The organism is Buttiauxella cochleicola (assembly GCF_021282435.1).
Taxonomy (GTDB): Bacteria; Pseudomonadota; Gammaproteobacteria; order Enterobacterales; family Enterobacteriaceae; genus Buttiauxella; species Buttiauxella massiliensis.
Genome location: NZ_JAJSOT010000009.1, coordinates 63,526 through 78,052, shown reverse-complemented (window position 1 = coordinate 78,052; position 14,527 = coordinate 63,526). Strand labels below are relative to the sequence as shown.

11 protein-coding genes are annotated in these 14,527 nt (G+C 49.0%); 1 reads left to right on the top strand and 10 read right to left on the bottom strand.

Features of this window, described 5'->3' with window-relative positions:
• From ptrA to rppH, 10 genes are all read right to left on the bottom strand, one after another.
• Positions 1–2,889, bottom strand: a complete 2,889-nt coding sequence (ptrA, locus tag LVQ77_RS18625; RefSeq protein WP_232905203.1) for a pitrilysin — start codon at positions 2,887–2,889, stop codon at positions 1–3.
• 155 nt (positions 2,890–3,044) lie between these two features.
• Positions 3,045–6,419 carry an exodeoxyribonuclease V subunit gamma gene (gene recC, locus LVQ77_RS18620; RefSeq protein WP_232905202.1) on the bottom strand — a complete coding sequence of 1,125 codons (3,375 nt, stop codon included), beginning with the start codon at positions 6,417–6,419 and terminating at the stop codon, positions 3,045–3,047.
• 7 nt (positions 6,420–6,426) lie between these two features.
• Positions 6,427–6,768 carry a prepilin-type N-terminal cleavage/methylation domain-containing protein gene (locus LVQ77_RS18615; RefSeq protein WP_232905201.1) on the bottom strand — a complete coding sequence of 114 codons (342 nt, stop codon included), beginning with the start codon at positions 6,766–6,768 and terminating at the stop codon, positions 6,427–6,429.
• Positions 6,750–7,184, bottom strand: coding sequence for a DUF2509 family protein (locus LVQ77_RS18610; RefSeq protein ID WP_232905200.1), 435 nt, complete (start codon positions 7,182–7,184; stop codon positions 6,750–6,752). Before LVQ77_RS18610 ends, LVQ77_RS18615 begins: the two co-directional genes overlap by 19 nt.
• Positions 7,181–7,741, bottom strand: coding sequence for a prepilin peptidase-dependent protein (locus LVQ77_RS18605; RefSeq protein ID WP_151993257.1), 561 nt, complete (start codon positions 7,739–7,741; stop codon positions 7,181–7,183). The genes LVQ77_RS18610 and LVQ77_RS18605 overlap by 4 nt, the downstream gene beginning before the upstream one ends.
• Complete coding sequence (locus LVQ77_RS18600; RefSeq protein ID WP_151993256.1) at positions 7,732–8,205, bottom strand: prepilin peptidase-dependent protein; 474 nt, start codon at positions 8,203–8,205, stop codon at positions 7,732–7,734. Before LVQ77_RS18600 ends, LVQ77_RS18605 begins: the two co-directional genes overlap by 10 nt.
• Before the next feature lie 184 nt (positions 8,206–8,389).
• Positions 8,390–9,184 (bottom strand): thymidylate synthase, encoded by a 795-nt coding sequence (gene thyA / locus LVQ77_RS18595; RefSeq protein ID WP_151993255.1) that lies wholly within the window; start codon positions 9,182–9,184, stop codon positions 8,390–8,392.
• Positions 9,185–9,190: 6 nt separating this feature from the next.
• On the bottom strand, positions 9,191–10,066 hold the full coding sequence (gene lgt, locus LVQ77_RS18590) for a prolipoprotein diacylglyceryl transferase (RefSeq protein ID WP_151993254.1): 876 nt from the start codon (positions 10,064–10,066) through the stop codon (positions 9,191–9,193).
• Between the two features lie 234 nt (positions 10,067–10,300).
• Positions 10,301–12,547, bottom strand: a complete 2,247-nt coding sequence (gene ptsP, locus LVQ77_RS18585) for a phosphoenolpyruvate--protein phosphotransferase (RefSeq protein WP_232865758.1) — start codon at positions 12,545–12,547, stop codon at positions 10,301–10,303.
• Positions 12,548–12,559: 12 nt separating this feature from the next.
• Positions 12,560–13,090: an RNA pyrophosphohydrolase gene (rppH, locus tag LVQ77_RS18580; protein WP_034457550.1), complete on the bottom strand. Its 531-nt coding sequence runs from the start codon at positions 13,088–13,090 to the stop codon at positions 12,560–12,562.
• Positions 13,091–13,775: 685 nt separating this feature from the next.
• On the opposite strand from rppH, the gene mutH reads away from it, so the two are divergent.
• Positions 13,776–14,462 carry a DNA mismatch repair endonuclease MutH gene (gene mutH / locus LVQ77_RS18575; protein WP_232905199.1) on the top strand — a complete coding sequence of 229 codons (687 nt, stop codon included), beginning with the start codon at positions 13,776–13,778 and terminating at the stop codon, positions 14,460–14,462.
• The last annotated feature ends 65 nt before the right edge of the window (positions 14,463–14,527 follow it).

The following is a 14,527-nucleotide window of genomic DNA, read 5'->3' as shown; positions in this document are numbered from 1 at the left end:
TTACTTAGCGTCTACAAGCGGCAATGATTGCTGCAGAGAGCTGACCTCCTTCCAGGTTTTCCAGCCTTTCGGAGTGGCATAATCTGACTTGCCATTGTGGCTACCAGAAACTTGCGACAGTACAGCTATTCCCTGTGGTTCAATCACTGCCTGATGGAAGAAATCAGCCAGTTTTTGCGGCGTCAGTTTTTTAATTTCGGCGACTACTTTATCACGCGAATCAAAATCCAGGTTTCCGCGATCGAAATCTTTGCTCAGTTGTGAAGCCTCCTGAGACAAGGTCTGCGGTGCCTGCATTATCTCACTGATCATCCCCTGCTGCATTTGAGCAAAATCTTCAGCGCTCATCTCACGCAACTTCTTTTCAGCCGTTGGGTAAAACGCTTTAAACCGCTGGTACAAGTAGGCTGGTTGCTTATCGTTACTTTGCAGCAAGAAACCAATCCCCCACTGGCGCCCAACTGACATCGGGAACGCAAACACGGCATAACCCAACTGTTCCTGGGTACGCAACTGGTTGTAGAACCAAGGCTGAATGATTTGCCCCAGCATAGAACTGTAAGCAGTACTTACCGTTTCATCGAAACCTTTCGGGACATAAACTGCGGCCAGCGCTGAATCCGTGCTGCCTCCTGTTTTTTCAAACATCGCTAAATGTTTGCTATCAACAAGCACGTCTTTATTGCGGCACCACTCATTACCTTTGGTAGTCAGCTGGCTTTGTACGTTATGCGCAAGCTCTTTTGCCTGACCAGGAGACATATTGCCCAGTACTAAAAACTCAGGTTTAGCATTAGTTTTTAAAACTTCCCGGTAATCAAGCACGTCTTTTATCGTCAGAGCAGGCAGCAGCGCGCGGCGCGTTTCACGCTGGAAATATGGCACCTGCGACACCATCTGCACCGGCATAATCGCCTGATCGTAAGCTTTGCCTTTGTCTGCCGAATCCATCATTTGGGCATACCATGACTTTGCCTGATCCAACTGCTCTTGAGTCGGTGTGTAGGAGAAATAGCCTTTTAGCAGTGCTTCAAAAAGCTGCGGCAAACGTTGGGTGTAACCATTGGCATTCACCATCAAACCGCTATTGGCATTTGTAGAGAAGCCAATACCGCCAATGGAAGCCTGGTTGCTTAACTCGTCCAGAGCGATTCCAGCCAGATAGTCATTCAGGGCAAACAAGACCTGATTTTTCGCGCTATCCATCGCCTGCGGGTTACGCAGCACCATAGTTACATCAGCTTTTGGTTCACTGGCAAAATAGTGGCTTGGCATATACAACACACGCAGGCCTGGTTCTTTTACCAGCAACTCAGGGTGAGCATAGGTTTTATCTGGTTTAACTAACGTAAAGTCATCCGGGATGTACGGGTTCAATTGCGGTAATGTCAGTTTGATTGCTGCCGCTTTTTTCTGCCAGGTATCGAAGACTTGTGTTGTGATTTTATCGACCTGATAAGGCGCTTCTACAAAATAAGCGGTTTTGTTATGTGGCTCTTTCGGGCTGATATACCAGACACGTGCATTTTGTGGCGTCATCATCTCCAGGCGAGATTTAATAGCCGCTGGATCGAATTGATCGGCGATATTGACAGCATCAAGTGTATGTTCGACCGGCACGCGAAGCATGGTGTCCGCTAACCATTCAACGTAATCCATATCACGGGTTATTGATGGATAACGGAAGTCGAGATCGAGAACATGGGCAAGTTCGTCGAAATAACTTTTATCGACGCCATTCTCACGCAATTTATTTAAGTAACTGAAAATAGCCGCAACCACTTCATCACGCTGCGCGAGACCTTTATCAGTCAACGATACGGAGATTGCGAACACGCCACTATTGCCGTTAACTAACGGGTCGGAATCGGCACGGATGCTATCCGCCAGCCCCTGCTTTTGCAGCCAGTCAGAAAGCGTATTGTTGCTACGGTTGCCAATCAAATAGCCAATTAATTCATCAGTTTTGCTGCGGAATTTATCGCTATTATTGTCGATACGGAACTCAACGCGCACCACTTTGCGAGGCAATGCGGGGACGTAATGAATTACGATTCCTTTTTGCGCATCCGTGACAACCGGCACATCAATAACTGGCCGTTCAATGTTTTTGTTCGGCACCCGGCCATAGGTTTCCACAGCAATTTTTGCCAGTTCCGGCAATGGTTTATTACTGTAAATAACGGCCTTCATCAGGTTGGCAGAATAATATTTATCACGGAAAGCGACCAGAGCATCCAGCAGCTTGCTGCCTGGTTTGTCGCGCAGAGTTTCAAGGTTACCGCCGGAAAAACGTGAACCCGGATGTGCAGGGTTGATAGTTTCAGCACTAACTTGCGCCATACGCATACCGTCACGGGCGCGAGCTAAGGTCAGCTCAGCATTAACCGCATTACGTTCACGTTCAGCATATTCTGGGGCGAGATTGGGTTCAGCGATAGCATCAGACAAACGGTCAACTGCCCCTTCCAGCGCGTCGTTTTCAACTTCGAGATAAAACGCAGTGCGGTAAGTTGCAGTACTGGCGTTATGGCTGCCACCATGCTTTTTGAGAAACTCTGACAGGCTATCCGGCTCCGGATATTTTTTAGAGCCCATCAGCGTCATATGTTCAAGATAGTGAGCCAAGCCAAGATGGTCGTTAGGATCTTCTAAAGATCCAACAGGAACAACCAACGCAGACAATGACTTAACAGCTTGCGGATCAGAAACCAGCAGCACTGTCATACCATTATCAAGACGTATAGCCTGATATTGACGGTTGTCTTTCTCACTTTTGCGGATAGTTTCCTGGATAGGTTGCCAACCCGTGTCTGCCTGACTTAATGGTGCCCAAAGGGCAACTAACAACAAGAAAAGCGGTTTTAACCAGGTGCTGCATTTAGGCATTCACAAACCTCATAATCACGAAACTTCCTAACTCACTCATCATTAACAACTTTTAAAAACAATCTACTATTTTAGTTGTTTCTTTTTTCGCCAACCCTGAGCAAGTAGCGCATCATAGATGAACCTGCCGGGTTGTGCAATTTTTATACAGGCATTTAAGCTTTATTGAAACGAAACAGCGGCAGTAAGTAGCGCTCCGCCTCTTTTATAATTGCCTCGTAGTAGTCTGGCTCGAGCGTACGATACAGTCGTTGTAACCACATATCGGCCCCCTCACCTTCAACTCTCTGATTCCCTTCCCAGGCCGCCAATAGTTTACTTTTGGCTTTCTGTTGCGTCTGCTCATCCCATAAAATGGCATCATTCGCGGGTTCATAACAGGCTTTTATCCATGCTCCACCACTCATGGGAAGCAATAAGAGCGGTTGTACTAATCCTTTCCGATAACCATCAATAAGTTGCTGGAGATAGCTTTTTGCCTGTTTCACATCAAGTGCAGGGAATTTCCACTCTGTTGAATCCCTTCCATACAGGCGGCTTTCACCATCACCTCCCAATGCACACCAGACAACATGTTCAATCCATAGCTGCAGACCGTGTGCCGGGTTGAGGATGGAAGGACGCCAACGTAACAAGCCATCAGCCTGCACATCCGACAACCAACCTTCAAGCCTTGTTCCGTCTAAATCTAGCGAGACTTCCAGGCTGTTACCGTTTTGCCGTTCGGCTCTCACTTTTTGCGCCAGTTCTTCCATTTCGACTAACTGGTTTTCCCATAAAATCTCACCGAAAGGCCCATACGGCAACGAGCCTGCCGCACGGTAGCGGCGGAATAGTTGCTGAGAGTCACCTTCCTGAACCAGGGTATTGAGCAGTTCCTGATTCATCTGGAAACGCTCAAGGCTATCTAATGTGAACGGCTCGGCATCGGGTAAATCGCTCTCTTCAAGTCGAAAATGGATACCCAGACGCATCTGGAAAAATGCTCGTACTGGATGGCGCCAGAAACGCTGTAACTGGTCGAGCGTAATGACTTCCTGGCTCTCTTCTTGTAGTGGTTGAATAAATGCCACCTGAGCCTGGCCCTGCTCACTTGCAGCAGGCAACCATTCGTTGGCATAGCTTTGTACAAGCGCTCCTGGCAAAAAATTACCAGCCTCAAAAGGAGTGCGATAATGCCGCTGAACCAGATGTTTTTTCACAAGCTCACTGCTTTCATCACAGGTCTGTTCCGTGTTCTGTGGCAAACAATGGCTTTGCGCGATGTAGTCCAGTAATTCGTCAACCAGCACTGAAGGGTAGCGTTGGCTGTTGTCCTGAATAGACCGCCCGATATAGCTGATATAAAAACGTAATTGTGCCGAATTGAGGGCTTCAAGAAATAAGTAACGGTCATCGTCCCTGCGGCTACGGTCACCACGTTGCGGCTTCTGGCTCATTAGATCAAACCCAAGTGGCGCCAGCGTGCGCGGATAAACGCCATCATTCATACCAAGCAAGCACACAACTTTGAAAGGAATGGAACGCATCGGCATCAGGGTACAGAAGTTTATTGGCCCGGCCAGGAAACGTTGACTGATACGTTCCTGATCGAGGCGCTGGGCCAGCTCGTCACGTAATAACGTCAGCGAGATATGCTCCTGGTAACGCGACTCAAGACCATATTTAATGATCTCTTGCCACTGCTGTTCAATCAGCGCCAACGCACCTTCTGTTTCAGTATCAGGCATGAAGAAACTCGATAACATGTCGCGGCAGACTGTTGTCCACTCGGCTAATGGCCGGGTTACAGAGAGCTCCCTACGCCAGATGTTCAACTGCATTAGTAATTCGGCCAGTTGCCCGACAAGTTCAGCAATTAAACCGCTCGACTCATCGTAAGGGAGAATTGACTGCCATTCACCCGCCTGACTATCCATGGCATAACCCAACAGCATACGCGTGAGACCAAAGCGCCAAGTGTGCTGCCCGGTTGCGGGAAGATCCAATTCACGCACATTGTCGTCGTCAATTCCCCAACGGATCCCAGATTCATTGACCCATTGGCGCAAATAGCGCAGCCCTTCTTCGTTAATTGAGAAGCGAGCAGCCAGTGCGGGAACCTCAAGCAGCGCAAGAACATCCTGTGCTGCGAAACGGCTATCAGGAAGGGAAAGTAGAGAAATAAACGCCTGCAGAGCCGGGTGAGCCTGCCTGGCGCGACGGTCAGAAATCGCAAAGGGTAAGCGGCGCTCACCAACAGCATTACCAAATACGGCCTGGATAAATGGGCTGTAGCTATCGATATCTGCCACCATCACGATGATGTCACGCGGAGTTAATGCCGGATCGGCATCCAGCATCGCAAGCAGTTGATCGTGCAGCACTTCGACTTCACGCTGAGGACTGTGGCATTCATGGAATGTCACTGATTGATCATTAAGGGCAAGAAGGCGTTTCTTATGACTATGTTCAAACTCTTCTTCGGTTAATCCGGTGACAGCATTGTTTTGCAGCTCCAGCAAATCGTACTGCACATTGCGCAGCACATTGTCAGGCTCAATATCGACAAATACGTCAATCTCTTCAAAACGCTGTAATTCAGCTAACAAGTACGTGTAATCACGCCCCAACTTCCCCCATGAGGCCAGCAGTGGGTTGCCAATGTCTTGCTCACCATCGTCGTTGAACAATGCTGAGGCTGTGTCGCAATCTTTAAACAGTGGCAGCGTGATGTCTCGCTGCGCATGGCTGCGACGCCGACGGCTGATCAAGCGTGCAAGATAAGCGGGGTCTTTAATATCGCCCCAGTAGTAGCGGCAAGGGTTGGTAAACAGCAAATGCACGTCAATGTGCTTACCAAGTGCCTGTAGCGCCTGAAGATAAACCGGTGGCAATGCCGAAATACCACAAATAAACACACGCTCTGGTAAGCCCGGCGGGCATTCACTGCTTTTTTCCAGAGTATCAATGAAACGTTGATAGAGATTTGCACGGTGCCATTCCGGCTGTTCAAGTTCTTGCGTATGCCGTACCAATGCAGCCCAGAGCGGAGCCTGCCACAATTGGGCTTCACCCACATTGTCTACAAGTTCACCTTTTTCCCACAGGCTTAACCATGTAGGCCGATAAACTAAATATTGGTCATAGAGGTCAGCAATTCTTGAGGCCAACTGGGAGAGTTTTCGCCCATTTTCATCTTCTTCAAGATACTGACTCAGCAGTGAAAATTCAGGCTGCTCCAGCATCGTGGGGATGAGCGTCATCAATTTCCAGCTCATGCTTTGCTTGTTAAAAGCACTTTGCTCAGGAATATTTGGTAACACACGTACAAACATGTCCCAGATGAAACTGGCGGGAAGTGGGAAGCTAATATTCGCCGCGATACCAAATTTTTGTGCCAGGGTCATTTGTAGCCACTGAGCCATACCGGTGCTTTGCACCAACACCACTTCAGGCTGGAAAGGGTCCGGCAACGGTTGCCTTTCCACAATAAATTCCATAATTGCTTCCAGCACATCCAGCCGGTTGGAATGGTAAACACGCAACATAGAATCGCTACTCCTGACTTTTCTCTTTTTGCGGGCAATGTAGCCGTGAAAGCTGCCCGGTTCGCCCGCCAGGGCTAATAATAGTAACGGCGATGCTGACACATCCCGCCGCTGATGTCTGCTGTCGACTGACTTTCCATCCATCTGTTGGCAATGGCACATCAGGCTCGCTCATTTCTACGGCTAAACGCCACAGCTGGCGAGAATGCCATTGAGACTGAAAACCTTGTTGTAATACCCGGTAATACCCCAGCAGAGCCAGCATCGCTACTGAAAATAGTGCCATAGCACACAACACTTCAATCAGGCTAAATCCGCGCTCTAATGATTTTACTGTGGTAACTGACATCTGGGCACCTCAGTAAAAGGGCAAAAATCCAGCCAGCCATGAGGGGTCGATAACCAACGTGAATTATCTACAACACCCCATCGCCAAAGTGTGAGTGGCAATTGCCCCCCTGAATGAATCCCGCGCACCGCCATCAGCACCTCATTTCTTTCGACCAACAAGACGCAGGCCTTCCAGCCTTTTTCTATTTCTTGCTGGCACTGCCAGGTTTGCTGAGGTTGCCAGATTAACTGAGTTCCCCAAGCCTGAGCAGAAATGGCAGCAGCATATTGCTTAAGAAAACCTATTTCGCTGGCGACTAAGTGCCGCTGGTGACTTAACTGTCGTTGTAATCCACCTAGCATTAATATCCCCAGCGCAAACAATAGCAGCACGAATCCGAGGGTGATATTTCCCCGCTCAGGATGTCCACTCACAAGTTATATCCCACAACGGTATGGTGCAAAGACACCTGGTTTCGGCCTTTTTTGAAAGCCGCTTCCAGTTCAATTATTAACAGCGGAGGCATTGAGTGACGAGCCTGGCGGGTCACCGAGAATTTCTGTATAGCCATTATTGCTGGATCGGATATTTTCTCCCAGCCACTTCCTTCACAACTGGTAGCTCCGCGCATAAATTCCAGATTGCTACCGTTTAGTCGATAACCTGCCAATTCAGTTTCGGCATGGCTGGAAGGCTCCCAGCGCCCATTACTATTGCTATCCCATTGCAACAAAACGCATCCGCCCTCTTTGCGCAGTATCAACCCATCTCCCTGGCAGCTTCCGTGGCAATAGCCTGCTCTTTGCAACTGTTTCCCCAAACTGAACGCCAACTGCCAGAGTGACTCTTGTAGACTTTCTTTTTGATATTGCTGCAATACTGCTTGTTGCAGAGCTGGAAATAACCGTCCTGCACCTAGCAAAACAATACTACTTAATGCCATGGCGATGAGCGTTTCCAGTAAGGTGAATCCCTGCTGATTTAGCTGCATTTGTTGCTCCCTATAACCTCGCAGACACGAACTCTTCCCTGAGCCGAAAGAACAACCCGCCATTTACCAGCCATGCTTTGCAACAATATATGGCCAGGCCAGGCGGTATTTCTCAATCCATAGAATCCCACACCTGGCGTTATCTCAGTAATATCAACATCAGTAAAAGGCTGGTTTAATCGCCAGCGTTTGTCAGAATGACATTCACTGTCCTCCGCCAACTTACTAGTAAGACACCACATTTTTTCTGTTCGTTTCACTACTAACAGATGGTCTCGGTTATGCCAGTTAGCATCACTGCGTAGCTCTTCGAGCAAATTGCGGACATGCTGGGTGGTTATCCATAGCCGTTGCTGTTGCTGCCACTGTTGCCAGCCAAACAAACCTCCAGCGCCAAGTACCGCAACAATGATCATTACCACCATCATTTCTATCAGGCTAAAGCCTTGTTGTTTTATTTTCATGGCGGCAGTGTGCCAGCCGAAAAATTCTTCGCCACTGCCAAAGAACTATTTTTCGGGGTGACTCGAAGGATAGTTTTAGGGTTTCATAAGGTTGCAGAAGTGCTGGAAAGAGGCTCGCAAAGACAAAATTCAGGCAAAAAAAACCGGCGCACAAATGGCACCGGTTATGGCAGGCTGTCAGTCGTCAGATAGCGACTGGCGCTTTGATCGCAGGGTGCGGATCGTAGCCCTCGATTTCAAAATCTTCGAAACGGTAATCGAACAGTGATTCAGGTTTACGTTTAATAACCAGTTTTGGCAGAGCCCGTGGCTCACGGGTTAACTGCAAACGAGTTTGCTCGAGGTGGTTGCTATACAAATGAGTATCGCCACCGGTCCAGACAAAATCACCCACTTCCAGGTCACATTGCTGCGCCATCATATGCACCAGTAATGCATAGCTGGCGATATTAAACGGCAGGCCAAGGAAGATGTCACATGAACGTTGATAAAGCTGGCAGGAAAGCTTGCCGTCAGCCACATAGAACTGGAAGAACGCATGGCATGGTGCCAGTGCCATTTTATCCAGCTCACCCACGTTCCACGCCGAAACAATAATGCGGCGTGAGTCGGGATCGTTTTTAAGCTGGTTAATCACAGTGGTTAACTGGTCAATATGGCGGCCATCTGGCGTTGCCCAAGAGCGCCACTGCTTGCCATACACAGGGCCAAGGTCGCCATTTTCATCTGCCCATTCGTCCCAGATAGAGACGTTGTTTTCATGCAGATATGCAACGTTGGTTTCCCCCTTCAGGAACCACAGTAGTTCATGAATGATGGAGCGTAAATGGCAGCGTTTAGTGGTAACCAGCGGGAAACCATCTTGCAAATTGAAGCGCATCTGATGACCGAAAATCGACAGCGTTCCGGTGCCAGTGCGGTCATCTTTTGGAGTGCCGTTTTCCAGCACATGTTTCATCAAATCAAGATACTGTTGCATGTTTCCTCACGAAAGCTGTTGCTGTGGACGACGACGATACGCCCAAACCATCATTACCACACCGGCGACAATCATCGGAATCGAGAGGATTTGCCCCATGCTGATGTACTGCACCCACGCACCGGTAAACTGTGCATCCGGCTGGCGGAAGAATTCAACGATAATGCGGAAAGCACCATAGCCAATCAGGAACAGGCCGGATACAGCCCCCATTGGGCGCGGTTTACGGATGAAGACGTTAAGAATGATGAACAGCACGATACCTTCCAAAACCATCTCGTAAAGCTGAGAAGGATGACGTGGTAAGACACCGTAGGTGTTAAACAGCGACTGCCATTCAGGATGTGTAGCCAACAGGCCAACGTCTTCACTGCGGGAACCAGGGAACAGCATCGCCCACTGGAAGTTTGGATCAACACGGCCCCACAGTTCACCATTGATGAAGTTGCCCAGGCGGCCTGCGCCCAAACCAAATGGGATCAATGGTGCAATAAAATCAGCAACCTGGAAGAAGTTGCGGTGAGTACGGCGCGCGAACCAAATCATCACGCAGATAACACCAACTAGCCCGCCGTGGAAGGACATACCGCCATCCCAGACTTTAAACAGATACAGTGGGTCAGCAAGGAAGGATGGCAGGTTGTAGAAGAAGACATAACCAAGGCGTCCGCCGAGGAATACCCCGAGGAAGCCAGCATATAGCAGGTTTTCGACTTCGTCTTTCGTCCAACCGCTACCTGGCTTATTGGCGCGACGACCTGCAAGCCACATAGCAAACACGAAACCAACCAGGTACATCACTCCGTACCAGTGCAAAGAGACTGGCCCGACGGAAAAAATCACCGGGTCAAATTCAGGGAAATGCAGATAGCCACTATTCATCTGTCACCACAAACCATTGTTACCCCACCGAAAGTCGACGATGGGTTGCAAGTACGCATCTGTGCGGATGCGCTCCGAAAGCAGCGGATCATAGCACAAAGGGCTCAAGGATTAAGTCGGTGAAGTTGTAAAAGATATGTAATGCCCTTCATACTCCGAGCCGCGGCTGTGTTGGCTGCAACTCGAATTATTTCGGCATGAATAAGGTATGAGAAAGAAGAGCGGCGCCAGCAACTAACGCCCGCCGCGAATCAAACCACCCATTCCTCGTCGTTCCATGAAGGACGCAACCTGATGGCGCACTTCTGTCGATAATTGAGCTTCCAGGCTACGCTGCGCAAGCTGTTGTGTCTCTTCCAGGCTAATGTGGCGCAACAGATATTTGACGCGAGCCACCGAGCGGCCGTTCATCGACAAATGGCGATAACCCATACCCACCAGCAGTGCCACGCACATCGGGTCACCCGCCATTTCACCACATAAACATAGGTCAATACCGTTACGTTCCGCCTCTTTCGCAATGTGGCTCAACGCACGGATCATCGCCGGGTGAAGACTGTCATACAGGCTTGCAACGCGAGTGTTATTGCGATCGACGGCCAGCAAATATTGCGTCAGGTCGTTGGTGCCCACAGAGATAAAATCAACGCGGCTGGCAAGGTGCCCCATCATGAATACCATCGACGGGACTTCAACCATCACACCAATACGCGGCTTAGGTAGCTCATAACCCAGTACCTCTTCCACTTCGCGCCCGGCACGGTCAATCAGGCGGCGTGCCTCATCAATCTCGTCGATGCTGGTGATCATCGGTAGCAGAATGCTCAAGTTACCCGTGGCAGCATTAGCACGCAGCATAGCGCGCACCTGCACGAGGAAAATCTCAGGTTGGTCAAGCGTGATACGGATTCCCCGCCAGCCCAGACATGGATTTTCTTCACTGATAGGCATATACGGCAATTGTTTATCCGCCCCAACATCAAGCGTACGCAGTGTGACCGGTTTTTCGTTAAACATCTGCAACATGCCCTGATATTGGGCGACCTGTTCTTCTTCTGACGGGAAGCCGCTTTGCAGCATGAACGGGATTTCGGTGCGGTATAAACCTATTCCGTCGATACGACTGCCAAGTTGCTGCTCATGCTCCGGGCTCAGACCCGCATTCAGCATGACTTGCACACGCTCACCACTTTTCAGTGCCGCCGGGCTATCAACACCGTCTTCAACCAGAAGAGTGAGTTCATTCTCTTCGGTGATAAGCCGTTGGTATTCCTGCAACAACACTGTTTCAGGGTCAACCAGCAATTCCCCCCGATAGCCATCAACAACCAATGTGCGCCGATGCAGTACAGAGGGTTGAATATCAGCTCCCATGACGGTTGGAATGCCCAACGCCCGCACCATGATTGCAGCATGCGAGTTCGCGGCACCATCACGCACAACAACACCAACCAGGCGGTTTTGCGGCAATTCAGCAAGCGTGGTTGCAGATAGCTCATCAGCCACCAGCACAAAGCGTTCAGGCCATGTATTTGGGCTCTGAATGTTGTCATCAAGATGGAATAGCAGACGTTGACCGAGCGTGCGGAGATCGCCCGCTCGTTCTTTTAGGTAGCTGTCGCTGAGGTTTGCGAATTGCTCCGCAAATTTTTCGATGACTTTTTTGACTGCCCATTCTGCCACCGACCCTTTATCCACCTCTTCGAATAGTTCACGACGAAGTCGGGCATCGGTAAGTAGGTGAGAATAAAGGTCAAAGATGGCCGCAGTTTCTTTCTGAGCTCCCGCTGCAAAGCGTTTGCTATAGCGGCGAAATTCGTTGGAAGCCTCTTCAAGTGCTGCAGTCAGACGTTCACGCTCAAGTGTCGTATCGAGTGTAGATGCCTCCGACACTTGCTCCATTAAAGGGAGTGTCGAATCCATCCAACCTTCGGCAATTGCTACACCCGGAGATGCAGGCAACGCACGAATACGCGTTTGGCGATATTGACCAAATAAGGCAGCCAGCTGTGATTGAGAGAGGATTGCCGCCATTTGTGTGGCGAGCGTAACGAGGAAAGACTCCTCGCTTTCATCATATTGCCGGTGCTCACGTTGTTGTACTACCAACACACCCAGCAACTGGCGACGCTGGATGATAGGGACACCCAGGAAGGCGCGAAAACGTTCTTCTTTTACTGCAGGTACATATTTAAAACTTGGGTGCTTCTGCGCATCAGCAAGGTTTATCGGCTCTGCAAGACGCCCAACCAGTCCGACAATGCCTTCATCAAATGCGAGTGTAATGGTGCGACCACGTGGCTTTTTAAGGCCACGTGTTGCCATGAGATAAAAGCAGCGCCTGTCATGATCTGCGAGATAAACCGAGCATACCTCGGTATCCATCGCAAGGCAGATGTCTGTAACCAAAATATCCAGCGCCTCATTGAGGCGCGGGGCACTGGCAACCTTCTCGACTATTTCTCGCAGACGGGTAAGCATTTTTCGCGTGACTTAACCTCTTTTACGTCGCCATGCAGGCGCGTTATTACGTGGTGGCGCAACTTCCTGTAGCGGCATTACGACGCTTGCAAACTCTTTCATCACCCGACGATAAACATCGCGTTTAAAGGAGACGACCTGACGAACCGGATACCAATAACTAACCCAACGCCAACCATCAAACTCTGGGGTACTACTGGTTTGCATATTGATATCGTTATCGCTACTGATCAACTGCAAGAGAAACCATTTTTGTTTCTGGCCGATACAAACCGGCTTTGTGTCCCAACGCACCAAACGTTTAGGTAACTTGTAACGTAACCAGTTTCGGGTCGAGGCGAGTATTCGGACATCTTTTCGCTGTAAACCCACTTCCTCGAAAAGCTCCCGGTACATTGCCTGTTCCGGGGATTCGCCAGGATTGATGCCACCTTGCGGAAACTGCCAGGAATGTTGACCAAAACGCCTGGCCCACATTACTTGACCCTGCCGATTACAGATTACGATACCAACATTCGGGCGGTAGCCATCATCATCGATCACCGGACTACCTCAAAACAAACTTAGATTAGGGCGATTGTTTCATACAAGCGCTAGACGGTAAACCACTGTGTAACGGTTCTCAGAAGGAATAACATTTGAATAACTCACAAAATATGACCGAGTTATAAACATTAACGTGGATGGGCCTCGCAGTTTATTCACTTTTTCTGTGGATATAACTGTGAAGAACTACCTTATACACTCGGGACAACTTAGGATAACTCCTGAAACCCATTAAAAATATGAAATAAAATAATCAATATATTCAATACAATAAAGATATAATGAATAACTTACAGCTCAGTAGTGTGACGATCATCACACATGAAGATCTTACACTGATGAAAGATCGACCAATGACGTTTTTATCCACAGATTGTGCCAACAAGTTAGTCACAATCTGGTGAAAAAATGGGTTTAACCCCCAGTCAAGGCTGTAAATCGAACCAGTAGTGAGCTTTTTTATCACTTATCCCATTTTTCTGTGGATAACCCGGTGTAAGATCCTGTTCACTCCCGGTGACCAGAATGGGAAAAGGTTTTTTCCAAATTAAAAAACGATAAGTTTTAATCTTAAAAGTTATTAAAAATCAGTGCATTGTCATTCTTATCCCCGGCACGCTAAACTATCTTTATATCGCGGGATAATTACGCTTACTTTTTGAACAGTCAGTAACAAGACAACATGCAAACACTCAGTCCCTTCCTTAACCCTCCAGAAAACGAACAGATATTACTGACTCAAGCTCAGAAGCTGGCTGGCTATACGCTAGGTGAACTGGCTGCTTTAGCCAGATTGCCGATCCCAAAGGATCTCAAGCGCGACAAAGGCTGGATCGGTGTTTTGCTAGAACTATGGTTGGGTGCCAGTGCTGGTAGCAAACCTGAACAAGATTTCGCAGCATTAGGAATTGAGCTGAAAACTATCCCTGTGGATAGATTTGGCCGCCCATTGGAAACTACTTTTGTTTGCGTGGCCCCGCTCACCGGTAACACAGGGGTGACGTGGGAAACCAGCCATGTGCGCCACAAATTAAAACGGGTTCTGTGGGTTCCGGTTGAAGGAGAGCGGCAAATTCCTCTTGCTGAGCGTCATATCGGCACCCCTTTGCTGTGGGCTCCTTCCGAGGAAGAAGAGCAGCAGTTGCGTCAGGATTGGGAAGAGTTAATGGATTTGATTGTGCTCGGCCAGGTTGAGCGCATCACCGCACGACACGGAGAAGTGTTGCAGTTACGCCCCAAAGCCGCCAATAGCAAAGCGCTAACCAATGCATTCGGTGCTGATGGCGCGCCAATTCTTACGCTCCCGCGCGGTTTTTATCTGAAAAAGAACTTTACCGCCGCTTTACTGGCTAATCATTTCTCGTTGTAGCACCAATTAATTTGTGTCCTGCGTTCAGCTCGCGTTTATAATTGGCGTTTTATAATTTCTGGCAG